This window comes from Pseudomonas sp. RA_35y_Pfl2_P32 (assembly GCF_963970735.1).
GTDB lineage: Bacteria > Pseudomonadota > Gammaproteobacteria > Pseudomonadales > Pseudomonadaceae > Aquipseudomonas.
This window is the reverse complement of record NZ_CAXAQF010000019.1, coordinates 18,250-39,958: the sequence shown is the minus strand read 5'-3', so window position 1 is coordinate 39,958 and position 21,709 is coordinate 18,250. Positions and strand designations below refer to the sequence as shown.

Annotated in this window: 14 protein-coding genes and 1 pseudogene; 6 read left to right on the top strand and 9 right to left on the bottom strand. The window is 62.5% G+C overall.

The features are described 5' to 3' along the window. The first annotated feature begins 3 nt into the window (after window positions 1–3). The gene (locus tag AACY45_RS19455) at window positions 4–804 is read left to right on the top strand and encodes an endonuclease/exonuclease/phosphatase family protein (protein WP_339546958.1); all 801 of its coding nucleotides are present in this window, start codon (window positions 4–6) and stop codon (window positions 802–804) included. 315 nt (window positions 805–1,119) lie between these two features. Further along, window positions 1,120–2,184 (top strand): autotransporter outer membrane beta-barrel domain-containing protein, encoded by a 1,065-nt coding sequence (locus tag AACY45_RS19450; RefSeq protein ID WP_339546957.1) that lies wholly within the window; start codon window positions 1,120–1,122, stop codon window positions 2,182–2,184. Window positions 2,185–2,250: 66 nt separating this feature from the next. Here AACY45_RS19450 and glgB read toward each other — a convergent pair whose 3' ends face one another. Genes glgB through AACY45_RS19435 form a run of 3 tightly spaced genes read right to left on the bottom strand, consistent with a single transcriptional unit; the run spans window position 2,251 to window position 9,881 of the window. Beyond that, window positions 2,251–4,467, bottom strand: a complete 2,217-nt coding sequence (glgB, locus tag AACY45_RS19445) for a 1,4-alpha-glucan branching protein GlgB (protein ID WP_339546956.1) — start codon at window positions 4,465–4,467, stop codon at window positions 2,251–2,253. Continuing rightward, complete coding sequence (gene treS, locus AACY45_RS19440) at window positions 4,467–7,826, bottom strand: maltose alpha-D-glucosyltransferase (RefSeq protein WP_339546955.1); 3,360 nt, start codon at window positions 7,824–7,826, stop codon at window positions 4,467–4,469. The genes glgB and treS overlap by 1 nt, the downstream gene beginning before the upstream one ends. A gap of 60 nt (window positions 7,827–7,886) precedes the next feature. Next, window positions 7,887–9,881: an alpha-1,4-glucan--maltose-1-phosphate maltosyltransferase gene (locus tag AACY45_RS19435; RefSeq protein WP_339546954.1), complete on the bottom strand. Its 1,995-nt coding sequence runs from the start codon at window positions 9,879–9,881 to the stop codon at window positions 7,887–7,889. A gap of 1,035 nt (window positions 9,882–10,916) precedes the next feature. On the opposite strand from AACY45_RS19435, the gene AACY45_RS19430 reads away from it, so the two are divergent. Beyond that, window positions 10,917–11,084 carry a hypothetical protein gene (locus tag AACY45_RS19430; RefSeq protein WP_166591689.1) on the top strand — a complete coding sequence of 56 codons (168 nt, stop codon included), beginning with the start codon at window positions 10,917–10,919 and terminating at the stop codon, window positions 11,082–11,084. A 10-nt stretch (window positions 11,085–11,094) separates the two neighbouring features. Here the strand turns inward: AACY45_RS19430 and AACY45_RS19425 are convergent, their stop codons facing one another. Further along, window positions 11,095–11,595: an MgtC/SapB family protein gene (locus AACY45_RS19425; RefSeq protein WP_339546953.1), complete on the bottom strand. Its 501-nt coding sequence runs from the start codon at window positions 11,593–11,595 to the stop codon at window positions 11,095–11,097. Window positions 11,596–11,717: 122 nt separating this feature from the next. Here AACY45_RS19425 and AACY45_RS19420 point away from each other — a divergent pair, with 122 nt between their 5' ends. The 3 genes from AACY45_RS19420 to mapR all read left to right on the top strand — a co-directional run bounded on the left by AACY45_RS19420 (window position 11,718) and on the right by mapR (window position 15,086). Continuing rightward, window positions 11,718–11,951, top strand: coding sequence for a DUF3203 family protein (locus tag AACY45_RS19420; protein ID WP_339546952.1), 234 nt, complete (start codon window positions 11,718–11,720; stop codon window positions 11,949–11,951). A 195-nt stretch (window positions 11,952–12,146) separates the two neighbouring features. Beyond that, window positions 12,147–13,559, top strand: coding sequence for a cytochrome c oxidase accessory protein CcoG (ccoG, locus tag AACY45_RS19415; RefSeq protein ID WP_339546951.1), 1,413 nt, complete (start codon window positions 12,147–12,149; stop codon window positions 13,557–13,559). Between the two features lie 117 nt (window positions 13,560–13,676). Beyond that, entirely contained in the window at window positions 13,677–15,086 is a 1,410-nt protein-coding gene (gene mapR, locus AACY45_RS19410) for a GntR family transcriptional regulator MpaR (protein ID WP_339546950.1), read from the top strand. Here the strand turns inward: mapR and AACY45_RS19405 are convergent. The 5 genes and pseudogenes from AACY45_RS19405 to AACY45_RS19385 form a co-directional block, all read right to left on the bottom strand. Further along, window positions 15,083–15,829, bottom strand: a complete 747-nt coding sequence (locus AACY45_RS19405; protein ID WP_339546949.1) for an SDR family oxidoreductase — start codon at window positions 15,827–15,829, stop codon at window positions 15,083–15,085. The genes mapR and AACY45_RS19405 overlap by 4 nt on opposite strands. A 277-nt stretch (window positions 15,830–16,106) precedes the next feature. Beyond that, window positions 16,107–18,740 (bottom strand): hybrid sensor histidine kinase/response regulator NahK/ErcS', encoded by a 2,634-nt coding sequence (gene nahK / locus AACY45_RS19400; protein WP_339546948.1) that lies wholly within the window; start codon window positions 18,738–18,740, stop codon window positions 16,107–16,109. Beyond that, complete coding sequence (nosP, locus tag AACY45_RS19395) at window positions 18,670–19,833, bottom strand: nitric oxide-sensing protein NosP (protein ID WP_339546947.1); 1,164 nt, start codon at window positions 19,831–19,833, stop codon at window positions 18,670–18,672. The genes nahK and nosP overlap by 71 nt, the downstream gene beginning before the upstream one ends. 152 nt (window positions 19,834–19,985) lie before the next feature. After that, window positions 19,986–21,170 (bottom strand): porin, encoded by a 1,185-nt coding sequence (locus AACY45_RS19390; protein WP_339546946.1) that lies wholly within the window; start codon window positions 21,168–21,170, stop codon window positions 19,986–19,988. A 333-nt stretch (window positions 21,171–21,503) separates the two neighbouring features. Continuing rightward, a pseudogene (locus tag AACY45_RS19385) lies at window positions 21,504–21,695 on the bottom strand (sulfite exporter TauE/SafE family protein); the annotation flags it as partial. Between the last annotated feature and the right edge of the window lie 14 nt (window positions 21,696–21,709).

Here is a 21,709-nt window from a genome sequence, read left to right as displayed (position 1 = left end):
CATGTGAACCCCGACCCAGAACGTCAACCCGGCCTAGTCCCGCCGCTGGACAGCCCCCAGCCCGTGCATCGGCTCAGGGTGCTGACCGTCAACACCCACAAGGGATTTACCGCCCTCAACCGCCGTTTCATCCTGCCCGAGTTGCGCGAGGCCGTGCGCAGTACGTCCGCCGACCTGGTGTTCCTCCAGGAAGTGCTGGGCGAGCATGATCGCCACGCCACGCGCCACAGTAACTGGCCTTCGATGTCGCAGTACGAGTTCCTCGCCGACAGCATGTGGAGCGACTTCGCCTATGGACGCAATGCGGTGTACCCCAACGGTCACCACGGCAACGCGCTGCTGTCCAAGTACCCGATCCGTCACCACCGCAATCTGGATGTGTCGATCACCGGGCCCGAACGCCGTGGTTTGCTGCATTGTGTGCTGGACGTACCGGGCCATGCCGAGGTCCACGCCATCTGTGTGCACCTGAGCCTGTTGGAAAGCCATCGGCAGTTGCAAATTGCGCTGCTGTGCCAGTTGATCGAATCGCTGCCCGAGGACGCTCCGGTGATCATCGCGGGCGACTTCAATGACTGGCAACTGCAAGGCAACCTCACGCTCGCTGGGCGCAATGACTTGCATGAGGCGTTCGAACGCCATCACGGGCGCCCGGCCAAGACCTACCCGGCCCGTTTCCCGCTGCTGCGCCTGGACCGCGTGTACCTGCGCAATGCCAGCAGCCACGCCCCCAAAATCCTCGGCAACAAACCTTGGAGCCATCTTTCCGACCACTTGCCCCTGGCGGTCGAGGTGCACCTCTAAATCCAGGGAAAAGCGTAACGCAGAGCTGTTCCCGGATGATTTTCCAGCGAAACAACAGCTTAGAGACTCGTCAATTTTCAGTCAGTTGCAGCACCTAAATTAGCCATACCGCTCATCGTTCAATTTCTTGACGCAGGGCCCCGGGTCTTCTTAGCTAATCCTTACTACCCCCGGAAACAACTCCTGGGGCAGGCCTCCAGCTCCCGTTTCGACGGGCCGCCAAGGCTTGCCTCAATGAAATCGGTCGCCCCTCATTCGGGGTAGGAGAGACGCCAAGACCAGATATGGCATGCGTATGCAGCAAGGTAGACCTCCATGAATACCTCACTTATCCAGCACGAGATAACCGTCACCCTATACACCCTGTCGACTTCGCTGCTGCTGTGTACGTCCATGGAGGTTGTGGCATCGTCTGCCGAAGACGAGGCGATACCCTGGTATCGCCAGGACGTGCCGGCCTCCGCCTTCCCTGCCCCGCCCATGCCTGAATCCGCCCAGTTCATGCGCCAGCCCGGACTCGACAACCAGTTATTGACCATCGAACACGCCGCCCCTAAAGCCTGGCAACAGGTCTACGGCCACGCCGCCACCCAGGCCGAGCAGGATGTCCTCAACTCACAGTTCGCCACAGTCGGCGCTGCGCTGGCCAAGGGGCCGGCCTTGTTGACCGTGCACGGCAACGGCGGCAGCACTCAACGGGTGGGCCTGTTGGGAGGTAGTCATCAGATCCAGGGCAACAGCCAGGGCATGCTGGTCGGTCCGGCCCTGGGCAACCCCAGCACTGATAGCCTGAACGTCCACGGCGACAGCCTGGGCGCGTACTGGAGCCTGACCGGCGCCAACGGCTGGCACGTCGACCTGAGTGCCAGTGGCGGCCGGGTCAGCGGCTTCAGCCGCAACGCCCAGGGCGAACGCCAAGTCACCGAAGGCAACGCGGTGACGTTGTCGGTGGAAGGGGGCTTTCCCATCGGGATCAGCAAGCACTGGGTGATTGAACCCCAGGCGCAGTTGATCAACCAGCGCATTTCCCTGGACACCCCCTACGCCAACGGCAACGCCCAAGCCAATGAATCGAGTACCTGGAGCGGCCGCGTCGGGGCCCGCCTGAAAGGTAGCTACGACATCAATGGCCTGCCGGTCGAACCCTACGTGCGTACCAACCTGTGGCGCCGGATCAACACCAGCGACACGGTGACCCTGGGCGAGGTCGACAAGATCAGCAGCAGCCGCTACTCCTCCACCGTCGAACTGGGCCTGGGGCTGGTCGCCAGGGTCAGCCCCAACGTCAGCCTCTACGTCAGTGCCGACTACAGCAGCGACGTCGACGATAACGACCTCAACGGCCTGATCGGCAGTCTCGGCGTACGGATGCGCTGGTGAGCTTGGTCCGGGCGGCGTTCCGACGATAGCGGTAGGTCAGGCACCCGCGAAGTATCAGGTTGGCCTCTACCCAAGCGGGCGCAACATCAACACCGCCAACGGCGGCAAGTCCAGCACCAGTGACAGCGGCTGGCCGTGGCTGCTCTCTTCTTCAGCCTGTGCGCCGCCGTCGTTACCATAATTGGACCCGGCGTAAATGCCCGCGTCGCTGTTGATCAGCTCGCTCCAGCGCCCGGCGAACGGGACGCCCACCCGGTAGGCCGGACGCGGTACCGGAGTGAAGTTGGCCACCACCAGCACCGGGCGACCGTCCTTGCTCCAGCGCAGCCAGGCGTACACGCTGTTGATCGCATCATCACCAATCAACCACTGGAAACCCTGGGGCACATCATCCTGGTCATGCAGCGCCGGCTCATCGCGGTACAGCTGGTTGAGGTCGCTCACCAGCTTTTGCACACCCTGGTGTTCGGGGTACTGCAGCAAATACCAATCGAGTTGCTGGTCATGGTTCCATTCGCGCCACTGGCCGAATTCACAGCCCATGAACAGCAGCTTCTTGCCCGGATGCGCCCACATGAAACTCAGGTAGGCCCGCAAGTTGGCGAATTTCTGCCAGCGATCGCCGGGCATCTTGTCGATCAGCGAATGTTTGCCGTGCACCACTTCGTCGTGGGAAATCGGCAGGATAAAACGCTCAGACCAGGCGTATACCAAACCGAAACTCAGCTCATTGTGGTGGTGAGCGCGGTACACCGGGTCCTGCTGAATATAGTGCAAGGAGTCATGCATCCACCCCATGTTCCACTTGTAGTCAAAGCCCAGCCCACCTTGTTGGGTGCTTTGGCTGACGCCCGGCCAGGCAGTGGACTCCTCGGCGATCACCAGGGCGCCCGGTGCTTCGAGGTCGACCACGTCATTGAGGTGGCGGACAAAATCGATGGCTTCCAGATTCTCCCGCCCGCCATGGCGGTTGGGCACCCACTCACCGGCCTTGCGCGAGTAGTCGCGATAGAGCATCGAGGCCACGGCATCGACCCGCAGCCCGTCGATATGAAAATGCTTGAGCCAGTGCAACGCCGAGGCCAGCATAAAACCGTGCACCTCGGTGCGCCCCAGGTTGTAGATCAGGGTGTCCCAGTCCTGGTGAAAGCCTTCCAGCGGGTTGCCGTACTCGTACAGTGCGGTGCCATCGAACTGCGCCAGACCATGGGTGTCGGTGGGAAAATGCGCCGGCACCCAATCGAGGATTACCCCAATCCCGGCCAGGTGGCAGGCATTGACGAAGGCGGCAAAGTCACTGGGCGAACCGTAGCGCGCACTGGGCGCGAATTGCGAGAGCGGCTGGTAACCCCAGGAGCCACCAAAGGGATGCTCCATGATCGGCATCAACTCGATATGGGTAAACCCCAGGTTCTGCACGTAGGGAATCAAGCGTTCGGCCAGCTCGGACCAGCTGTACTGGCGCGCCACTTCCCCGACATCGTCCACCTCGCACTGCCAGGAGCCGGCATGCAACTCATAGATCGACAACGGCGCGCTCGACTGGTGACGTTCGCCGCGGGCCTGCATCCAGGCCTGGTCCTGCCAGTCGATGGTCAAGGGCGCGGCGACTTGCGACGCGGTGTCCGGCGGCAACTGGGTGGCCAGGGCCATGGGATCGGCCTTGAGCGGCAAGATCCCGTGGGCCCCCAGAATCTCGTACTTGTACGCTTCCCCCACCTGCAGGCGCGGGATGAACAACTCCCAGACCCCGGAGGGATGACGCAGGCGCATCGGGTGGCGGCGACCATCCCAGATATTGAAGTCACCCACCACCGAGACCCGACGGGCATTCGGCGCCCATACGGCAAACCGCACCCCGTCTACCCCATCGATGTTCTGCAACTGGGCGCCCAGGCAGGCGCTCAAGTCACGGTGGTTGCCTTCGGCGAACAGATACAGGTCCATCTCGCCCAGCAACTGGCCAAAGCTGTAAGGATCCTCGGCCGTCTGCTCGCCACCGGCCCACTGGGTGCGCAGTACGTACGCCTGGGCCTGGGGGAAATGGCCGACGAACAACCCCGGTACCTCGCTGGCCGTCAGGCTGCCCAGCACGTCGCCGCTGTCGCGGGCCAGCACCTGGACGCTCAAGGCGTCCGGCAGGTACGCCCGAATGAACTGGCCGCCGGCGTCGTCCCCGTGGGGTCCGAGAACCGCAAACGGATCCGGATGTTCGGCACGCACCAGTGCCTCGATGTCGCGCGCTGCTGGCAGCAGCGCCTCTTTGATTCCCCGTTCCTTCATCACTGCTCTCCACCTATCTCGGAAAAGGGTTCAAGTCCACTTAACAACCCATAGAGCCCGTGCAACGGCACGGGTAGCCAGGCGGGACGATTTTCAGCTTCGTACAGTACTTCATAAGCGGCCTTCTCCAGGCTGTACAACGCCAGCGCGGCGTCTTCGGCCCCAGGAATCTGCCAGGCATGAGCAAGACTAGCTGTCGCCAGCCGATATGCCTGGACAAAGGCAGCTTGCGCCTCACGCAAATAACGTTCGGTGACCCGCGCGCGGGCGACATCCGCTTGCTCGGTACTGTCGACGCCCTGCCCGTTGCGCGCCATGGCCGCCGCGTAATCGAACGATCGCAGGACCCCGCTGACATCCTTGTACGGACTGTGCTTGCCCCGGCGTTCATGCAATGCCCGCGCCGGTTCGCCCTCGAAGTCGATCAGGTAGGCATCGCCCTTGATCACCAGCACCTGGCCCAGGTGCAAGTCGCCGTGAACCCGCATGCGCAAGCCGCCGGTGGCCTGTTCGGCCAACCCTTGCAGGTGCTTGAGAATGACCTTGCGCTGTTCCAGCAAACGGGCCACCCGCTGCTGATCGGCAGCCCCCAGTTGCCCCTGGTGCTGCTTGAGCAACAACAAGGCGCGTTCCAGTTGCGCGGCGATCGAGGTGTACAACGCCTTCTGATCTTTGGCGGTGGTCACTTCGCTGCCGAACGCCGGGTCCTTGCCGGGTGCTGCCAGCAACAGGTGCATTTCCCCCAGGCGCTGGCCGAGCATGGCCGCGAAATCCTGCAGTTCGCCGAGGGCGTTGTAGTGCTGGTCCTGTTCCGACATGGCATCGGCCAGTTCGTCACGAATCGCCCGCTCGAGGTTGTTCTGGGTCCATTCCCAGGCATCGCCCTGGTTGCTCAGGTAGCCCTGGGCAATCATCAGCAGGTGATCCTCGCCCTGGGTGTCGCGCCGCACCACGGAGCCGAGCAACGGCGAAATATGTTCAAAGCCCGCCGCCGTCAGGTACGCGCCCATCTCCAGCTCAGGGTGCACACCACCGGCCACTTTGCGGATCAGCTTGAGCACCAGGCTGCCTCCGATCACCACTGAACTGTTGGACTGCTCGGCGGACAGGTAGCGCACTTCGGACTCGGCCCCAAGCCCCAGCGCCGCCAGTTGGGCGGTGGGTTGAAAACGAATTTCGCCGTCGCTGGACGCCAGCACCGTCTGCGCCTGAATCGCCTGCAACACCGCCCGCACAAAACTGTCGAGGCTGAACGCATCGGTGACCAGGCCGACCTGCGGCCCACGCCGGACCCGCGACAGGGCCAACTGCTGGGGCAGTGCCGCGCCCATCTGCTCCTCGCCCAGAAAACCGAAAGGCAATTGATAGCGGCTGGTCTGACCCTGGCTGCTGACCTCGATTTCGCTCAACAACACCGGATGCTGGGCATCACCAAACCGCACCCCGTAGGCGATGTGCACCGATTCGATGCTGGCGTCCTTGCCGGCGAACCAGCGACGGTTGAGCAGCCAGCTGGGCAACACGTTTTGCTCCAAAAGGGTGCGCGAGGGTGCTTCGAGCAACTCTTCCATGCGCTTTTTCAGGACCAGGGTAGTGAAGTCCGGCAGGCTCTGCGCCGGTTCCACGTGCCAGCTCGGCATCTGGTTTTCCGCCGCCAGCACGAACCAGTAGAACCCGTAGGGCGCCAAGGTCAGGAGGAAATTCAGCTGGCCGATGGGCGGGAAGGCGTTGCCCCCCAACATCTCCACCGGGACCATGCCGACGTAGGCCGAAAGATCCAGCTCAGCTGCCTGCGCACTGCGCGACACGTTGGCCACGCAAAGAATGGTTTCGTGGCGGCCATCGGTCCCGGTGAATTCCCGGGTGTAGGCGAGGATCCGGCGATTGCTCGGCGAGAGCATTTTCAGGGTACCGCGGCCGAACGCCTTGGACTGCTTGCGCACAGCCAGCATGCGCCGGGTCCAGTTGAGCAACGAGTGGGGATCGCCCGCCTGGGTTTCGACGTTGACCGACAGGTAGCCGTACTGCGGGTCCATGATCGGTGGCAGCACCAGGCTGGCCGGGTCGGCGCGGGAGAAGCCGCCGTTGCGATCGATCGACCACTGCATGGGCGTACGCACACCGTCCCGGTCACCCAGGTAGATGTTATCGCCCATGCCGATTTCGTCGCCGTAGTACAGGGTCGGTGTGCCAGGCATCGACAGCAGCAGGCTGTTGAGCAGCTCGACCCGGCGTCGGTCACGTTCCATCAAGGGTGCCAGGCGCCGGCGGATGCCCAGGTTGATCCGCGCCCGACGGTCGGCGGCGTAGTAGTTCCACAGGTAATCGCGCTCCTTGTCAGTGACCATCTCCAGGGTCAGCTCATCGTGGTTGCGCAGGAAAATTGCCCATTGGCAGTTGGCCGGGATCTCCGGGGTCTGGCGCAGGATATCGGTGATCGGGAAGCGGTCTTCCTGGGCCAGGGCCATGTACATGCGTGGCATCAGCGGAAAGTGGAACGCCATGTGGCACTCGTCGCCGTTGTCGCCGTGGGTATCGCCGCTCTTCTTGTTGTTGTTGCCAAAATACAACTGCGTGTCCTCCGGCCACTGGTTGGCTTCGGCCAGCAGCATGCGGTCCGGGTAATTGGCGTCGATCTCGGCCCGGATCTGCTTGAGCACGTCATGGGTCTCGGGCAGGTTTTCGTTGTTGGTGCCGTCGCGCTCGATCAGGTACGGAATGGCGTCCAGGCGCAGGCCATCGATGCCCATGTCCAGCCAGTAGCGCATCACCGACAGCACCGCCTTCAGGACCTGCGGGTTGTCGAAATTGAGGTCCGGCTGGTGGGAGTAGAACCGGTGCCAGAAATACTGGCCGGCCACCGGGTCCCAGGTCCAGTTGGACTTCTCGGTGTCGAGGAAGATGATCCGCGTGCCGTCGTATTTCTGGTCGTCGTCGGACCACACGTAGAAGTCCCGCGCCGCCGATCCGGGCTTGGCCTTGCGTGCCCGCTGGAACCAGGGGTGCTGGTCGGAGGTGTGGTTGATCACCAGCTCGGTGATTACCCGCAACCCGCGCTTGTGGGCTTCGGCAATGAAGCGCTTGGCATCGGCCATGGTCCCGTAGTCGCTGTGCACGCCCCGGTACTCGGCAATGTCGTAACCATCGTCACGCCGTGGCGAAGGATAGAACGGCAACAGCCAGATGGTGTTGACGCCAAGGTCGGCGATGTAGTCGAGCTTGGCGATCAGCCCGGGAAAATCGCCGATTCCGTCGTTGTTGGAGTCGAAGTAGGATTTGACGTGGACCTGGTAAATCACCGCATCTTTGTACCAGAGCGGGTCATCGCTGAAGGTGGCTGACCTGGGTTTCTTCGCCATTACAATCTCCTGTTCAATGGGGGTGGCAGACGCCGGTCGTGCGGGCCTGATCACGCAGCGCTATAGCGATATCCGCCAGATGCCGAACGGTTGATGCCAGGGCTCGATGCGCATCCATTGGGTCTTGCCGTACCAGGTCCAGCGATGGCCATTCATCAAGTCTTCGCCCTGGGTGACGGCATCGTCCGCCAGGCCCAGCTCCCATAGCGGCAGCTCGAAATGCGCCTCCTGGGCATTGAACGGGTCCAGGCTGACGGCCACCAGAATGAAATTGCTGCCATCGGCGCTGCGCTTGCCGAAGTACAGGATGTTGTCGTTCCAGGCGTTGTACAGCTGCAACCCGAGATGACTGTGCAAGGCCGGGTTCTGCCGGCGGATGCGGTTGAGCTGGGCGATCTCGGCGATGATGTTGCCGGGGGCATTGAAGTCGCGGACGCGGATCTGGTACTTCTCCGAATCCAGGTACTCCTCCTTGCCCGGCACCGGTGCCGACTCGCACAGTTCGAACCCCGAGTACATGCCCCACAACCCCGAGCCCATGGTCGCCAGCGCCGCACGGATAAGAAACCCGGCACGCCCCGACTGGTGCAGGAAGCCGGGGTTGATGTCCGGGGTGTTGACGAAAAAATTCGGCCGGTAGCATTCGCGCCAGGGCGACTGGTTCAGTTCGCTGAAGTAACTGGCCAGTTCCTGCTTGGTATTGCGCCAGGTGAAATAGGTGTAACTCTGGGAATAACCGACCTTGCCCAGGCGCGCCATCATCGCCGGGGTGGTGAAGGCTTCGGCGAGGAAGATCACCTCGGGGTACAACGCACGTACATCAGCGATCAGCCATTGCCAGAACGGCAGCGGCTTGGTGTGCGGGTTGTCGACGCGAAAGATCTTCACCCCCTCCTCCACCCATCCGACTACGATATCGCGCAGTTCCAGCCACAGGCTGGGAATCGCCTCGCGGCTATAGAAGTCGACGTTGACGATGTCCTGGTATTTCTTCGGCGGGTTTTCCGCGTATTTGATCGTGCCGTCCGGACGCCAGTTGAACCAGCCCGGGTGTTGCTGCAGCCAAGGGTGGTCCTGGGAACACTGGATGGCGAAGTCGAGGGCGATTTCCAGACCGTGGTCGGCCGCAGCCGCCACCAGCCGGCGGAAGTCTTCGCGGCTGCCCAGTTGCGAATGAATCGCCTCATGGCCGCCCTCCTCGCTACCGATGGCATAGGGGCTGCCCGGATCGTCCGGGCCGGCCGTCAGGGAGTTGTTCGGCCCCTTGCGGTAACTGCGCCCGATCGGATGGATCGGCGGGAAATACAGCACGTCGAACCCCATGTCCTGAATCATCGGCAGGCGCGCATGCACGTCATTGAAGGTGCCATGGCGCGCGGGGTCGTCGGTGATCGAACGGGGAAACAACTCATACCAACTGGCGAACTGCGCCAGCTCGCGCTCCACGTCCAGCGGGTACTCGGGGCTCACGCTGAGGTAGGCACGGTGATCGGCCTGGCCCATCAGTTCGGCGCTATGGGGATGCAGGAACAACGCAACCTGCTCGGTTTCGAGCAAACCGGACAATTGCTGGTGCAACGCCGTCAGTTGTTCGCGCAGCGGCCCTTCGGCGCGCTCGGCGGCTTGCTTAACGTGCAGCCGGCCTTCCTGCAACTCCAGGCTGACGGGGACGCTCGCCAGGTGCTTCTTGTCCAGCTCGTAGCAAAAACTGGCGAAGTGGTCGATCCAGGCCTCGATGCAAAACCCATGACGCCCCTGGGCCGGCACACGGAAACGACCCTGCCAACCATTGTTGCCCAGGTCGCTCATCACCTCGCTGTGCCACACCTCATCGCCGTCACTGCGCCAGCGCAGCCGTACCGCGAGCTTGTCGTGACCGTCGGCAAACACGTTGCTGGTCACCACTACGTCCTGCCCCACCACCGCCTTGACGGCAAACTGCCCGCCTTCGAGGATCGGCATGGTGTCTTCAATCACGATGCGCGGCAGCAACAGCGCCCGGGACAGTGGCATGTGAGGGTTGTAGTTCAACTCATCAGGTTTCTCAGCCGTCATCGAGCCTCTCTCCTTTACGCCCCAAGGACGCTCATGTGTCTGGGTGTCGTCGGCCAGGTAGTCGCGCACCGAATGAGCTCACTTAGGTTCCGAGCGACAGGCACCGGCAAAAGTTCATCGGGAATTGGCTGGATTCAAATCCTCGGCACAGCGGTCAACCTACTTAAGCACGACTCAGGCCAGATGCCACTGGACGCTTGAGCAATGCCACGCCGCACTTGACCGTTCGTCGCCTTTTTGGGGCGGGTAAGAACTAATAAAAATACGAAGCCTACATAGATATAGGAAAAGCATGACAAGCGTATTAAAAAACTTCGCAAGACCAATCTCAATCAACCTGTTATTAAAAACACGCCAATCGCCGGACAACATTAGAAAAACCCGATAACGATCCTGTTTATACTAAAAAACGCATCCTTCAGACGCCCTCCTTAAACTTGAAGGATTATGATCAGAAGTACGCAAGAGATTTCCCACAACAGAAATCCAGCCCACTTGCATCTCGCTTCTTTACGAACTAAAAATTGAAGGCCACTTGATAAGACGTGGCGCCCACGCAACCGCTAGCCGTGGCGATTGCGGCGGCCCGGGCATTGAATACGCCCACTCAACTCATCCAGACAATGAGTTACCCAAACAACCTATATAAACGCCAAAGTAAAAGGTGGCCTCTCCGATCACCCTCGAAAAAATAAAAACAAGGACAACCATGAAACTCAGCATAGAAAACTATAACTTACTGAACTTCAACAGCGACAGTATTGATACCTCTCCAAGGGGAGTAAGTCGTAAAACATCACCCTCGCTACTGGAGGCGATCAGAAAACTTCAGGGCCGAACAACCATTACAGAAGCTGAACTATCGCGCTTACTCAACGAGCACGACCTTGACGAGCCAGATCTTGCGACGCCAACGTCCTCTCCCCGCTAACCGCTGCGCGAGCTGTATCGACAATTGCCTGGAATCAAATCCACCACCGGGAGGTCAACCCCCGTAAGCAGGACCCACGCCACGCGCCACTGGAGGTTAGACCGATGACCAATCCCTTCCCAGGTGAAACCCCGGACCCGAACATCGACCATCCGGTGATCCCCGAGACCGATCCACAACCGGTTCCCGAGCAGGACCCGCCAGGCACCAACCCGCCACCCCGGGAAGAGCCACCGACGCCGATGCCACCGGTGATTGTCGGCCCGGCATAAAAATCTATCCCTACGGTTCTTTGTCCTTATCGAACCGGTTGACGATCCACGGCATCACGCTGAACACCGCCAGCGCCAGCAGGGTGCTGAGCACTGCCGTCGACTCGCGCCCCATGCCGGCAGCGACGCCGATGGCGGCGGTCATCCACAGGCCGGCGGCGGTGGTCAGGCCTTTGACGTGGTTCTCGTCGCCGTCCTTGCCCTTGAGAATAGTCCCGGCGCCGAGAAAGCCGATGCCGGCGATCACCCCTTGCACCACCCGGCTCATGGCATCGGCCTGGGCCCCGGACATCTGTGGCACCAACACAAACAGGGCCGCGCCCATGGCCACCAGCATGTGGGTCCGGACCCCGGCCGCCTTGCCCTTTTGCTCACGCTCAAACCCCAGGATGGCCCCCAGCAGCGCGGCAATCAGCAAGCGCAGGGTGATGCGCGTCAACTGCGACGCGTCGCCAATGTCGGCGAATTCCGCTTGCAGGGTGATCCAGACTTCATGCCACCAGGCGTCCATGAGGCAGTCCCGAATAGAAGGTTGATAAGGCATGGACCGCGCTGACCGCTAATCGGTTGCAGCGAACGATGGACGGCCCCTGGACCCTAATGTGAAAGCCCCCGTCAACAGTGGAGAGCCCCATGAGCCTGCGTATCGAAAACCTGACCTGCTTTTTCACCACCGAAAGCGGCGAAGAGATTCGCCTGGCCGCTGACGTGACCATCATCACCGACAGTGAAAAGTCGATGTCGGCGGTGGACCTCGACGGTCAGCGCGTGTACATCACCGAAGCAGAAGCCGACGCATTGACCGTAGCAGGTGCGACCGATGGGCGTCGGCACTTGAAGGTCACTGACAGTGATTCGGTGATTTGACTGATCTCCATCAAGCCCCCCGCCAGGCGCCTGGGATAGGCACCTGCGCCACGCCCGGCGGGGTGCATCAAGTTGTCGCAGGGGCGGCTCAGCGGCGCATCTGATCCGCTTTTTAATCCAATACCTGAGTCTGTTATGCAAACAGTTGCCCGCGCATAGTTCATTGGCCTGATGGAGGCTGATGAGCGAAAGACCATGAGCGAAAAAATCCCCGTCCGATTAGTAGAAACATTCGAGCCTTCGCGTTCAAAGATGAAGGCCAAATCCAGCGACAACCAGATCCACACCCGTAGCTTCACCGGTTTGTTCCGCACCTTGCGCGTCAGTGGTGCGGGTTTTCTGTTCCTGGCGTTTTTTGGCACTGTGTGGCTGAACTGGGGTGGCCGCCAGGCCGTGCTCTGGGACCTGGCGCAGAGCAAGTTCCACATCTTCGGCGCGACCTTCTGGCCCCAGGATTTCATCCTGCTCTCGGCGCTGTTGATCATCTGCGCCTTCGGCCTGTTCGCGATCACCGTGTTTGCCGGGCGCATCTGGTGTGGCTACACCTGCCCGCAAAGCTCGTTCACCTGGTTGTTCATGTGGTGCGAAAAAGTCACCGAGGGTGAGCGCAACCAGCGGATCAAGCTGCAAGCCGCGCCCTGGACCCTGGAAAAACTGCTGCGCCGCTCGGCCAAGCACACAATGTGGCTGGCGATCAGCGTACTCACCGGCCTGACCTTTGTCGGTTACTTCACGCCAATCCGGCCACTGGCCGAAGAGCTGCTGACCTGGCAGATGGGCGGCGTCAGCCTGTTCTGGGTGCTGTTTTTCACCGCCGCCACTTACATCAACGCCGGTTGGCTGCGCGAAGCGGTGTGCATGCACATGTGCCCCTACGCACGGTTCCAGAGTGTGATGTTCGACAAGGACACCCTGACCATCTCCTACGACACCGCCCGTGGCGAACACCGTGGCCCGCGCAAGCGTGAGGTGAAGCCGGCCGAGGTGGGCCTGGGCGACTGCATCGACTGCCAGTTGTGCGTGCAGGTCTGCCCCACCGGGATCGACATCCGCGACGGCTTGCAGATGGAGTGCATCGGCTGCGCCGCCTGCATCGACGCCTGCGATTCGATCATGGACAAGATGGGCTACGCCCGGGGCCTGATCAGCTACAGCTCCGAGCACCAGCTACAAGGTGGCAAGACTCACCTGCTGCGCCCGCGCCTGATCGGCTACACCGCGGTGCTGCTGGTGATGATCGGCGCCCTGGTGCTGGCCCTGATGGAACGGCCAATGGTGTCCCTGGACGTCAGCAAGGACCGGGGCCTGTTCCGCGAAAACAGCCAGGGCCAGATCGAGAACATCTACAGCCTCAAGGTCATCAACAAGACCCAGCAGCGCCAGGACTATCGCCTGTCACTGGTGGATGGCGAGGGCTTCCAGTTGCAAGGCAAGACCGAGTTGAGCCTGGCGCCCGGGGAAATTCTCGATGTGCCGGTGTCGGTCGCCATGACCACCGACAAGCCCGCCAGCAGCTCGCAGACCCTGAGCTTCAAGGTCAGCGACAGCGACGAGCCACAGATCAACAGTGTGGCCAAAAGCCGCTTTGTTGCCCCGATGAACCGCTGAGCCTTTACACTGCGGTGCTGCGATCGCGTGCACGTTCGCTCCTGGATACCTGTGGGAGCGAGCCCGCTCGCGAGACAGTCACCTCGATTTTTCTGAATGACATCTATCGGGCTTTCGATGAAACGCTACGAAAAATTCGCTGACGACATTGCCGAGCTGATCCGCTCAGGCGTCCTGGGTCCGGGCCAGCGGGTGCCCTCGGTGCGTTACGCCAGCCAGACGTATGGGGTCAGCCCGTCCACGGTGTTCCAGGCCTACTACCTGCTGGAGCGCCGTGGCCTGATCCGCGCCCGGCCGCGCTCCGGCTACTTCGTCAACACCCACGCCCCCAGCCCGTTTTCCGAGCCGGTGATCAGCAGCCAGGTCAACGAGTCCACCGAAGTCGACGTCAGCGAACTGGTGTTCTCGGTGCTGGACTCGATCAAGGACCCGCACACCGTGCCATTCGGCTCGGCGTTCCCCAGCCCGACCCTGTTTCCGCTGCAACGCCTGGCCCGTTCGCTGGCCAGTGCCAGCCGCGAAATGGACCCGCGCATGGTGGTCACCGACATGTCGCCGGGCAACCCGCAACTGCGCCGGCAAATCGCCCTGCGCTACATGGTCGGCGGGCTGATGCTGCCCATGGAAGAACTGCTGATCACCAACGGCGCGCTGGAAGCCCTCAACCTGTGCCTGCAGGCCGTCACCGAACCTGGCGACCTGGTGGCCATCGAGGCCCCGGCCTTCTACGCCAGTCTGCAAGTGCTCGAACGGCTCAAGCTCAAGGCCGTGGAGATCCCGGTACACCCGCGCGATGGCATCGACCTTGGGGTGCTCGCGCAAACCCTCGAACGCCACCCGATCAAGGCCTGCTGGTGCATGACCAGCTTCCAGAACCCCATGGGCGCGACCATGCCCGAGGCCAAGAAACAGGAACTGGTGGCGTTGCTGCGCCGTCATCAGGTGCCGCTGATTGAAGACGACGTCTACGCCGAGCTGTACTACGGCCAGCAAGCGCCAAAACCGGCCAAGGCCTTCGACACCGAGGGTCTGGTGATGCACTGCGGTTCGTTCGCCAAGAGCCTGGCTCCCGGCTACCGCATTGGCTGGGTGGCCGCCGGGCGCTACGCGCAGAAGATCGAACGATTGAAACTGATGACCTCGCTGTGCGCCTCGATGCCGGCCCAGGCCGCGATTGCCGATTACCTGCAACACGGCGGCTACGACCGCCACCTGCGCAAGTTGCGGTATGCCCTGGAAGAACAGCAAAGCGCCATGCTGGCGGCCATCGCCCGCTACTTCCCGGCGCAGACCCGTGTCAGCCAACCGGCCGGCGGCTACTTCCTGTGGCTGGAGTTGCCGGAGCAGATGGACTCGTTGAAGTTGTTCCAGATGGCCCTGGCCCAGGGCATCAGCATCGCGCCAGGGCCGATCTTTTCTCCGACCCGGCGTTTTCGCAACTGCATCCGCCTGAACTATGGCAGCCCCTGGACCGAGGACACGGAAAAGGCCATGGAGACCCTGGGCCGGATCGTGCGCTCGTTCTAGCGCCCGCCCGCCACGTCGATGAAGGTCCCGACGGCATAGGACGCCTTGTCCGAGAGCAGCCAGATGATTGCCTCGGCCACTTCGTCGGGGCGCCCGCCACGGGCCATGGGGATGCCCGATTCGAGCTTGCTGACCCGGTCCGGGTCGCCGCTCAGGGCATGGAAGTCGGTGAAGATGTAGCCGGGACGCACCGCGTTGACCCGGATGCCTTCGCCGGCGACTTCCTTGGACAGACCGATGGTGAAGGAATCCAGTGCGCCCTTGGAGGCGGCGTAGTCGACGTATTCCCCCGGCGAACCGAGACGCGAGGCGACCGACGAGACGTTGACGATGCTGCCCCCCTGCCCGCCGTGTTTGGGCGACATGCGCAGCAGCGCGTGCTTGGCGCAGAGCATCGGCGCCAGGACGTTGGTCTTCATGATGTTCAGGATGCGAAACTCGGACATGTCCTCGACGCGGGATTTCTGCCCGACCGTGCCGGCGTTGTTGACCAGCGCGGTGACCCGCCCCAGCTCATTGTCCACACGCTGGAACAGGCTGATCACTTCGTCTTCGTTGCTGACATCGGCACGCACCGCGATCGCCTGGACCCCCAGCGCACGAACCTGGGCCAGGACCCGATGGGCCGCCTCTTCGTCCGCCTGGTAGTTGATGCAGATGCGATACCCCTGCACTGCCGCCAGTAACGCCGTGGCCGCGCCAATACCGCGACTGCCACCGGTGATGACGATGACTTTATCCATGTTTGCTTATTCCCCTATTCAGACGTGTAACCTCGCGTGACAAGGATACCCGCCACAGCCGGGTTTTGCATGGGCACGAACAGCCGGGGGTCAGCCGCAGGCTTTTCTGCCGATCGGTTAAGCGTGTAGGAGCGAGCTTGCTCGCGAAAAACGTCAACGATAACGCGTGCATTCAGTATAAACGCGGTGCCTTTGAGTTCTTCGCGAGCAAGCCGCAAGCGGGCGCCCGCTCCTACAATGGTCGGCGTCGCTTACCCCAAGACGCCGGAGCCACGGCCTACAGCCGGCCGAGCAAATGGCTCATCGCGGTCTTCAGCTTCATCGGCCGCACCGGCTTGTGCATCAGGGTATGGCCCAGTTCGCGGATCTGCTGCTTGAGTTCGTTGCTGTAGTTGGCGGTGATCATCATCGCGGGAATCGCACAGGCGCGCCGGGCGTTGATCCGGGCCACGGCGTCCACACCGTTCTGTTCGTCGTCCAGGTGATAGTCGGCAATCAACAGGTCAGCCTCGGCGTGGTAGTTGTCCACCTGGCGTGCCAGGTCCTGCTCGGACAACGCCGTCACCACCCGGCAGCCCCAGCCTTCGAGCAAGGTGCGCATGCCGGCGCAGATCGCCGCGTCGTTATCCAGCACCCACACCCGTGCGCCCCGCAGGCGCTCGAGCATCGGTTCGCTGATGGCCAGGCGCGGCAGGGCCTTGGGCGCCGTGGCGCTGAGGGGCACTTCCACGGAAAACACCGAGCCGCGACCGGGCCAGGAGCGCACGTGGATCCGGTGCCCGAGAATTCCGGCGATTTTTTCCACGATCGCCAACCCCAGGCCCAGGCCCCGGTCCTGATGGGGGCGCTGCACGTCACCGCGCTTGAACTCCTGGAAAATTTCCTCCAGGCGGTCCTCGGCGATGCCCATGCCGCTGTCCCAGACCTCGATCGACAACCGCTGGTGCTGGCGCCGGCAACCCAGCACCACGCGGCCGCTGTAAGTGTAGCGAATGGCATTGCTCAGCAGATTGCGCAGGATCCGCGCCAGCAACTGGATATCGCTGCGCACCAAGGCCGAACAGGCCACGAAGTGCAACTCCAGCCCCTCGCTGCGGGCCACCTGGGTGTACTCCGCAGCCAGGTTCTCGAGCAACTCGCTCAAGGCGAACGGGGCGATGTCGGCGGTGATCACCCCGGCATCCAGCTTGGAAATATCGACCAGGGTGCCCAGCAGGTTTTCCACGTCCTCCAGCGAGTTGCTGACATTGCGCACCAGCACTTCGTTGGCCTGGGGCTCGCGACGTTCGAGCAAGGCCCCGGTAAACAGGCGCGCGGCGTTCAACGGTTGCAGCAGGTCATGGCTGACGGCGGCGAGAAACTTGGTCTTCAACAGGTTGGCCCGTTCGGCTTCCAGCTTGGCCTCGCGCAGCCGCGACTCCACGCGCCGGCGCTCGTCGATCTCGCTGCGCAGTTGATTGTTGAGGGTGGTCAGCTCCGTGGTGCGTTCGCGCACCCGTAACTCGAGGTTCTGATAGGCCTGGTGCAGCGCCTCGGCGGTACGCCGGCGCTCGGTGATGTCGCGGATCAACACAAAGATCCCCACCACCTCGCCGCTGGCCAGGCGATTGGGCACGTAGGAGCGCAACATGTAGCGCTCCTGATTGTTGATGTTGGTCTCGGCAAACTCGAAGGTCACGCTCTCGCCCGCCAACGCCCGCGCCACATAGGCCTCCAGGCGTTGGTAGTGCTGCTCACTGTGGACCTCGCGCAGGCTCTGGCCGAGCATCACCCCCCGCGGCCAGCAGTACCACTCTTCGTAGACCTTGTTGGTGAACTCGTAGACCAAGTCGGCGTTGAGGTAGGCGATGAGGGCCGGTACGTGGTCGGTGATCAGGCGGATCCAGCGCTCGCTTTCGCTCAACGCTTCGGCGTGCTGGTAGCGCTCGGTGATGTCGGTGAAGGTGTTGACGAAACCGCCGGTGGGCAGCGGATGGGTGCGGATCTCCAGGACCCGGCCATCGTACAGGCGCTGTTCGCACTCCTGCACGGGGCGGCCGTTGGCGTCGCGACTGGCGGGGGTCAGCAGCTGCAGTTCGCTGTCGCCGATGACCTCGCTGAACGGTCGATGGGCGGCCACCGGGGCCAGCCCGCTGAGCTCGAGAAAGCGCCGGTTCCACAACTCCAGCACGCCCTCGGCGTTGACCATCGCCACCCCTTGGGACAGGTTGTCCACCGCCCGTTGCAGCAAATGGGATTTTTGCGCCACCGCCTGCTCACGGCGCACGGTTTCGCTTTGCTTGACCTCGGTGATGTCGGTGAACAGGATCACCCGCCCGCCCTCCTGGGTCGGCCGCTCGCTGACCTGCAGCCAGCGGCCGTTATGCAGGCGATACAGCAGGCTTTCGTCGGCGCTGCCCCGGGGTTCCTCGGTAAACAGCCCGGTCCCGGTCATCAGGCGCTTGACCTCGGCCAGGCGCATGCCGGCGATGATCCGCACCCGGCTGTTGCTCCAGAACGCCTTGAAGCGGCTGTTGAACAGGACGATGCGCTGGTCGGCGTCGAACAGCACGAAGGCGTCGGAAATGCTCTCGATGGCATCGATCAGGTGCTGGTGGGCGGTCTCGGCCCGCAGCCGTGCGTCACTGAGCAGGTGATTGCCAGCCTTGAGCTCGGCCATCGCCTGGTTCAGCGCGTCAGTCCGCTCGCGCACCTGTTCGGCCAGCACCACCGAGTGCTGGAACGCCGCATAGGGGTCGTTGCCACGGGTGACGCCGGATTCGATGCGCTCGATCAAGGCACTGTTGATGCGAGCCAGTTTCTGGTTGTCGCGCTGCAGGCTGGTGATCTGTGCCTGCAGCTCAGCGTTTTGCTGGGGATCGGCCACGGGCAATGGCAACCCCGGTAAAGGTCTGGTTGATGTGCATGCCATTGAACTGTTCTCCGTAGGTGTTGAAACCCATCACCCGCTGGTCCCGCAAAAACCCGCCGATCTGCTCCAGCTTGCCGCTGCCTTCCAGTTCCAGGCGCCGCAGGAAACAGTCGCAACCGATGGTCAGCAACAGCTCGCCGAGACGTTCCTGCAATCCTTCGAACAGGCACTCCAGGTTCGGCAGCATCGGCCCCGGTGTCATGGCGGTGAGGACGATGCCGTTTTCCACGGCGCAATAGAAACTCAGGCTCTGGTCCGGGTGTACCTGCTGGATCGCCCGCACGTAATACTGCTCGTTGATGCGCACGGCCAAGGGGTGGGCGGCAAAAATCCGATGATCGAGCTCGGCCACTGGCACGCCGATGTGCCGGGCGTATTCCTCGGCGGCCGGCTCGGCGTTGAGTTCGAACACCCGCCTGGAAGCGCTGTCGGCACCGGTCACCACCAGCTTTTCCGCGCGCGGCAGGATGTGGTGGGTGGTGAACACTTCAAAGTCGAGCCAGGTGTTGACCAGCACCACCACCGCCGCGCCGCTGTGAAACGCGCCGCCGAAGTACACATGGGTGTGGGTCAGGTAATTGTCGTCACCGGCCGAACCACCGAAGTGGGGGATGTCGCCCAAGGCTGCACTGAGGGCGGCCAGGACCATCTCCTCGCGGCTGGACAGCCCATCGAGCAGGGTCAGGGCAAAGGTGTTGCCCTTGATCGGCGCCAGGGTGTTGCTGCGACAGCCGCTGACCAGGCGCTCGACCATCTGCTGCGCGTCGATCAGGCTGAAGTGCTCCATCTCGTCGATCAGCTCGGTGGAAATGGAGAAGTGCCGGTGATCGAAACCCACGGCGGTCACGCAGTTGCGGCCGTAACCCTGGGGGGTGATTTCCCCGGCGCTGGTGCAGCCCACCAGGCGGATCCCGCCGAACCCCTGCTGCAGAGCCTGGCCCAGCGCCTGCAAGTCGTACTCGGCAGAACAGAAAAACAGCACAAACCCCAGGTGCGGGTGCAACAACTGCCGCGCCAGTTCCTGGGCCACTTGTTGCGCGTCACTGGCCTGGGACATGGCGCTGACGACCCCTTCACTCTGGACCTGCTGCATCGTCGCCTCCGGCAGGTGCGCATGGTTGAGGCTTGAGTGTACGAAGGCGAAGGACCGCGACCTATGCTACTTGGGTAGCGGTCTGGCGCTTCGATGGGATGAGAGGGGTGCGACGCCGGCCGTGATGCGCACAGCCAGCGCCACACCGGGGGTTACCAGGTCAGCACCGCACCCACGGCAAAGGTATCGGTGTCTTCGTTCTGATCGCTGCTGTCGTGGCCGTTGATTTCGAACTGGTTGTACTCGGCCACCAGCTTGAGGTTGTCGTTGACGTCGTGGAACAGCGCGACGCCACGGGTCTCGTAGTCCGCGCCGCTGCCGACCACGCCATTGCCATCGTCGTGGGTCTTGCCGTAGGACAGGGCCAGGCGGTTCTTGCCCAGCTTGTAGGAGCCCTGCAACAGGTAACCGTCGCTGTCGACATTGCGCAGCGTGGGTTCGCCGGCGTTGTTGGTGTAGAACGGGTTGATGCCCTTGGCCTGGAAGCCGGAACCGGTCAGCGACAGCCCGCCCATCTTGGCCTGCACGCCGTAACCGACACCCTTGGAGGTGATCGTGTCGACGCTGGAGTCGGTATTGTCGGAGGTCTGGTAGCTGCCGTTGACCCAGCTGTAGATCTTCGCCCCGGCGAGGTCGAACTGGTAGGTGATCTCGCTCTCGGTCCGCGGATTTTCCTGGTAGGCCTTGCCGGTCGGGCTGCTGTCGTTGGTGTCGACCGGATCCATGATCCCCACGGCCACCCGCAACCCGTCCATCACTGGCGTGCGGTAGGTGATTTGCGAAGTCGGGAACGGGTACGGGTAGCCAGTGCCGATGTTGCCGAACGACACGCCGCCGCCGTCCACCAGGCCCAGGGTGTCACTGACCTGGCCATAACCGGCGAGCAATTCATCGAGCAGGATGTTGGAGCGGGCAAACAGCCCGAAGTCCTTGCCGATCAATACCTCGCCCCACTCCGGGTTGGCCACCGTGCCGTAGAACTGGCGCACGTCGATGGCGGTGTCGGTGCCGTTGGTTTCGCTGTCGTTGATGGTCACCCAGAACGAAGCCCGGGCGCCGAGCTTCAGGTCATCGACCTGCTTGCCCATGTTGAAGCCCAGGTAGTTGGGCAAAAACCCCATCTTCACCCGCGACTGGCGGCGGTCGTACTGATCGCCGGCGCGGTCGACGTCACTGTTGACGTAGAAGGCGTTGACGTAGCCGTCGGTGGAGAACGTGGTCTGGTCCTTGTCGTAGAGCATGATCTCGGCCTCGGCGAACGAACTGAGGCCCAGGGTGGACAGACTGGCGATAAAGGCTGGCAAGAAACGGTGCTGGAAGTTCTTATTGTTGTGCATGGCGCGCTCCGCAACGGGGACTTGATGTCGGAGGCGATTATCGAAAGCCGCCCGGCAGCGTCATACGCTGCCTTGGAGGCGGTTGCCAGGTGCTTTGGGCTGGCGGGTGATGGGCAGCAAATACGGCGTAAGACCGGCCCCGGCCGAGGCCCACCACTTTGGGCGTACGCCTCTTTTACCGTAGGAGCGCAGCTTGCTCGCGATGGCGGTGCGTCAGACGTCGTCGATGTGGAAAGGACCGGCCTCATCGCGAGCGAGCTCGCTCCCACAGGGATTTTGGGTGCTCACGGGTTTTGCATACACCCACCAACGTGGTGTGCAGGCTTCTAATCGTCAGGCCTGGGCCTTTACCAGCATGTACAGCGCAACCACCCCGCACACGCTGGCAAAGCCGACCTGCAACGCGCGGGCCGGGACATGGGCGCAGAGCCTGCGACCGACCAGCATGCCGAGGATACTGGCGACAATGAACGCCACCCCCTGGCGGTCGATACGTACGCCTGCATGGAAGGCACCAATAACGCCAAAGCGGCGCGCAA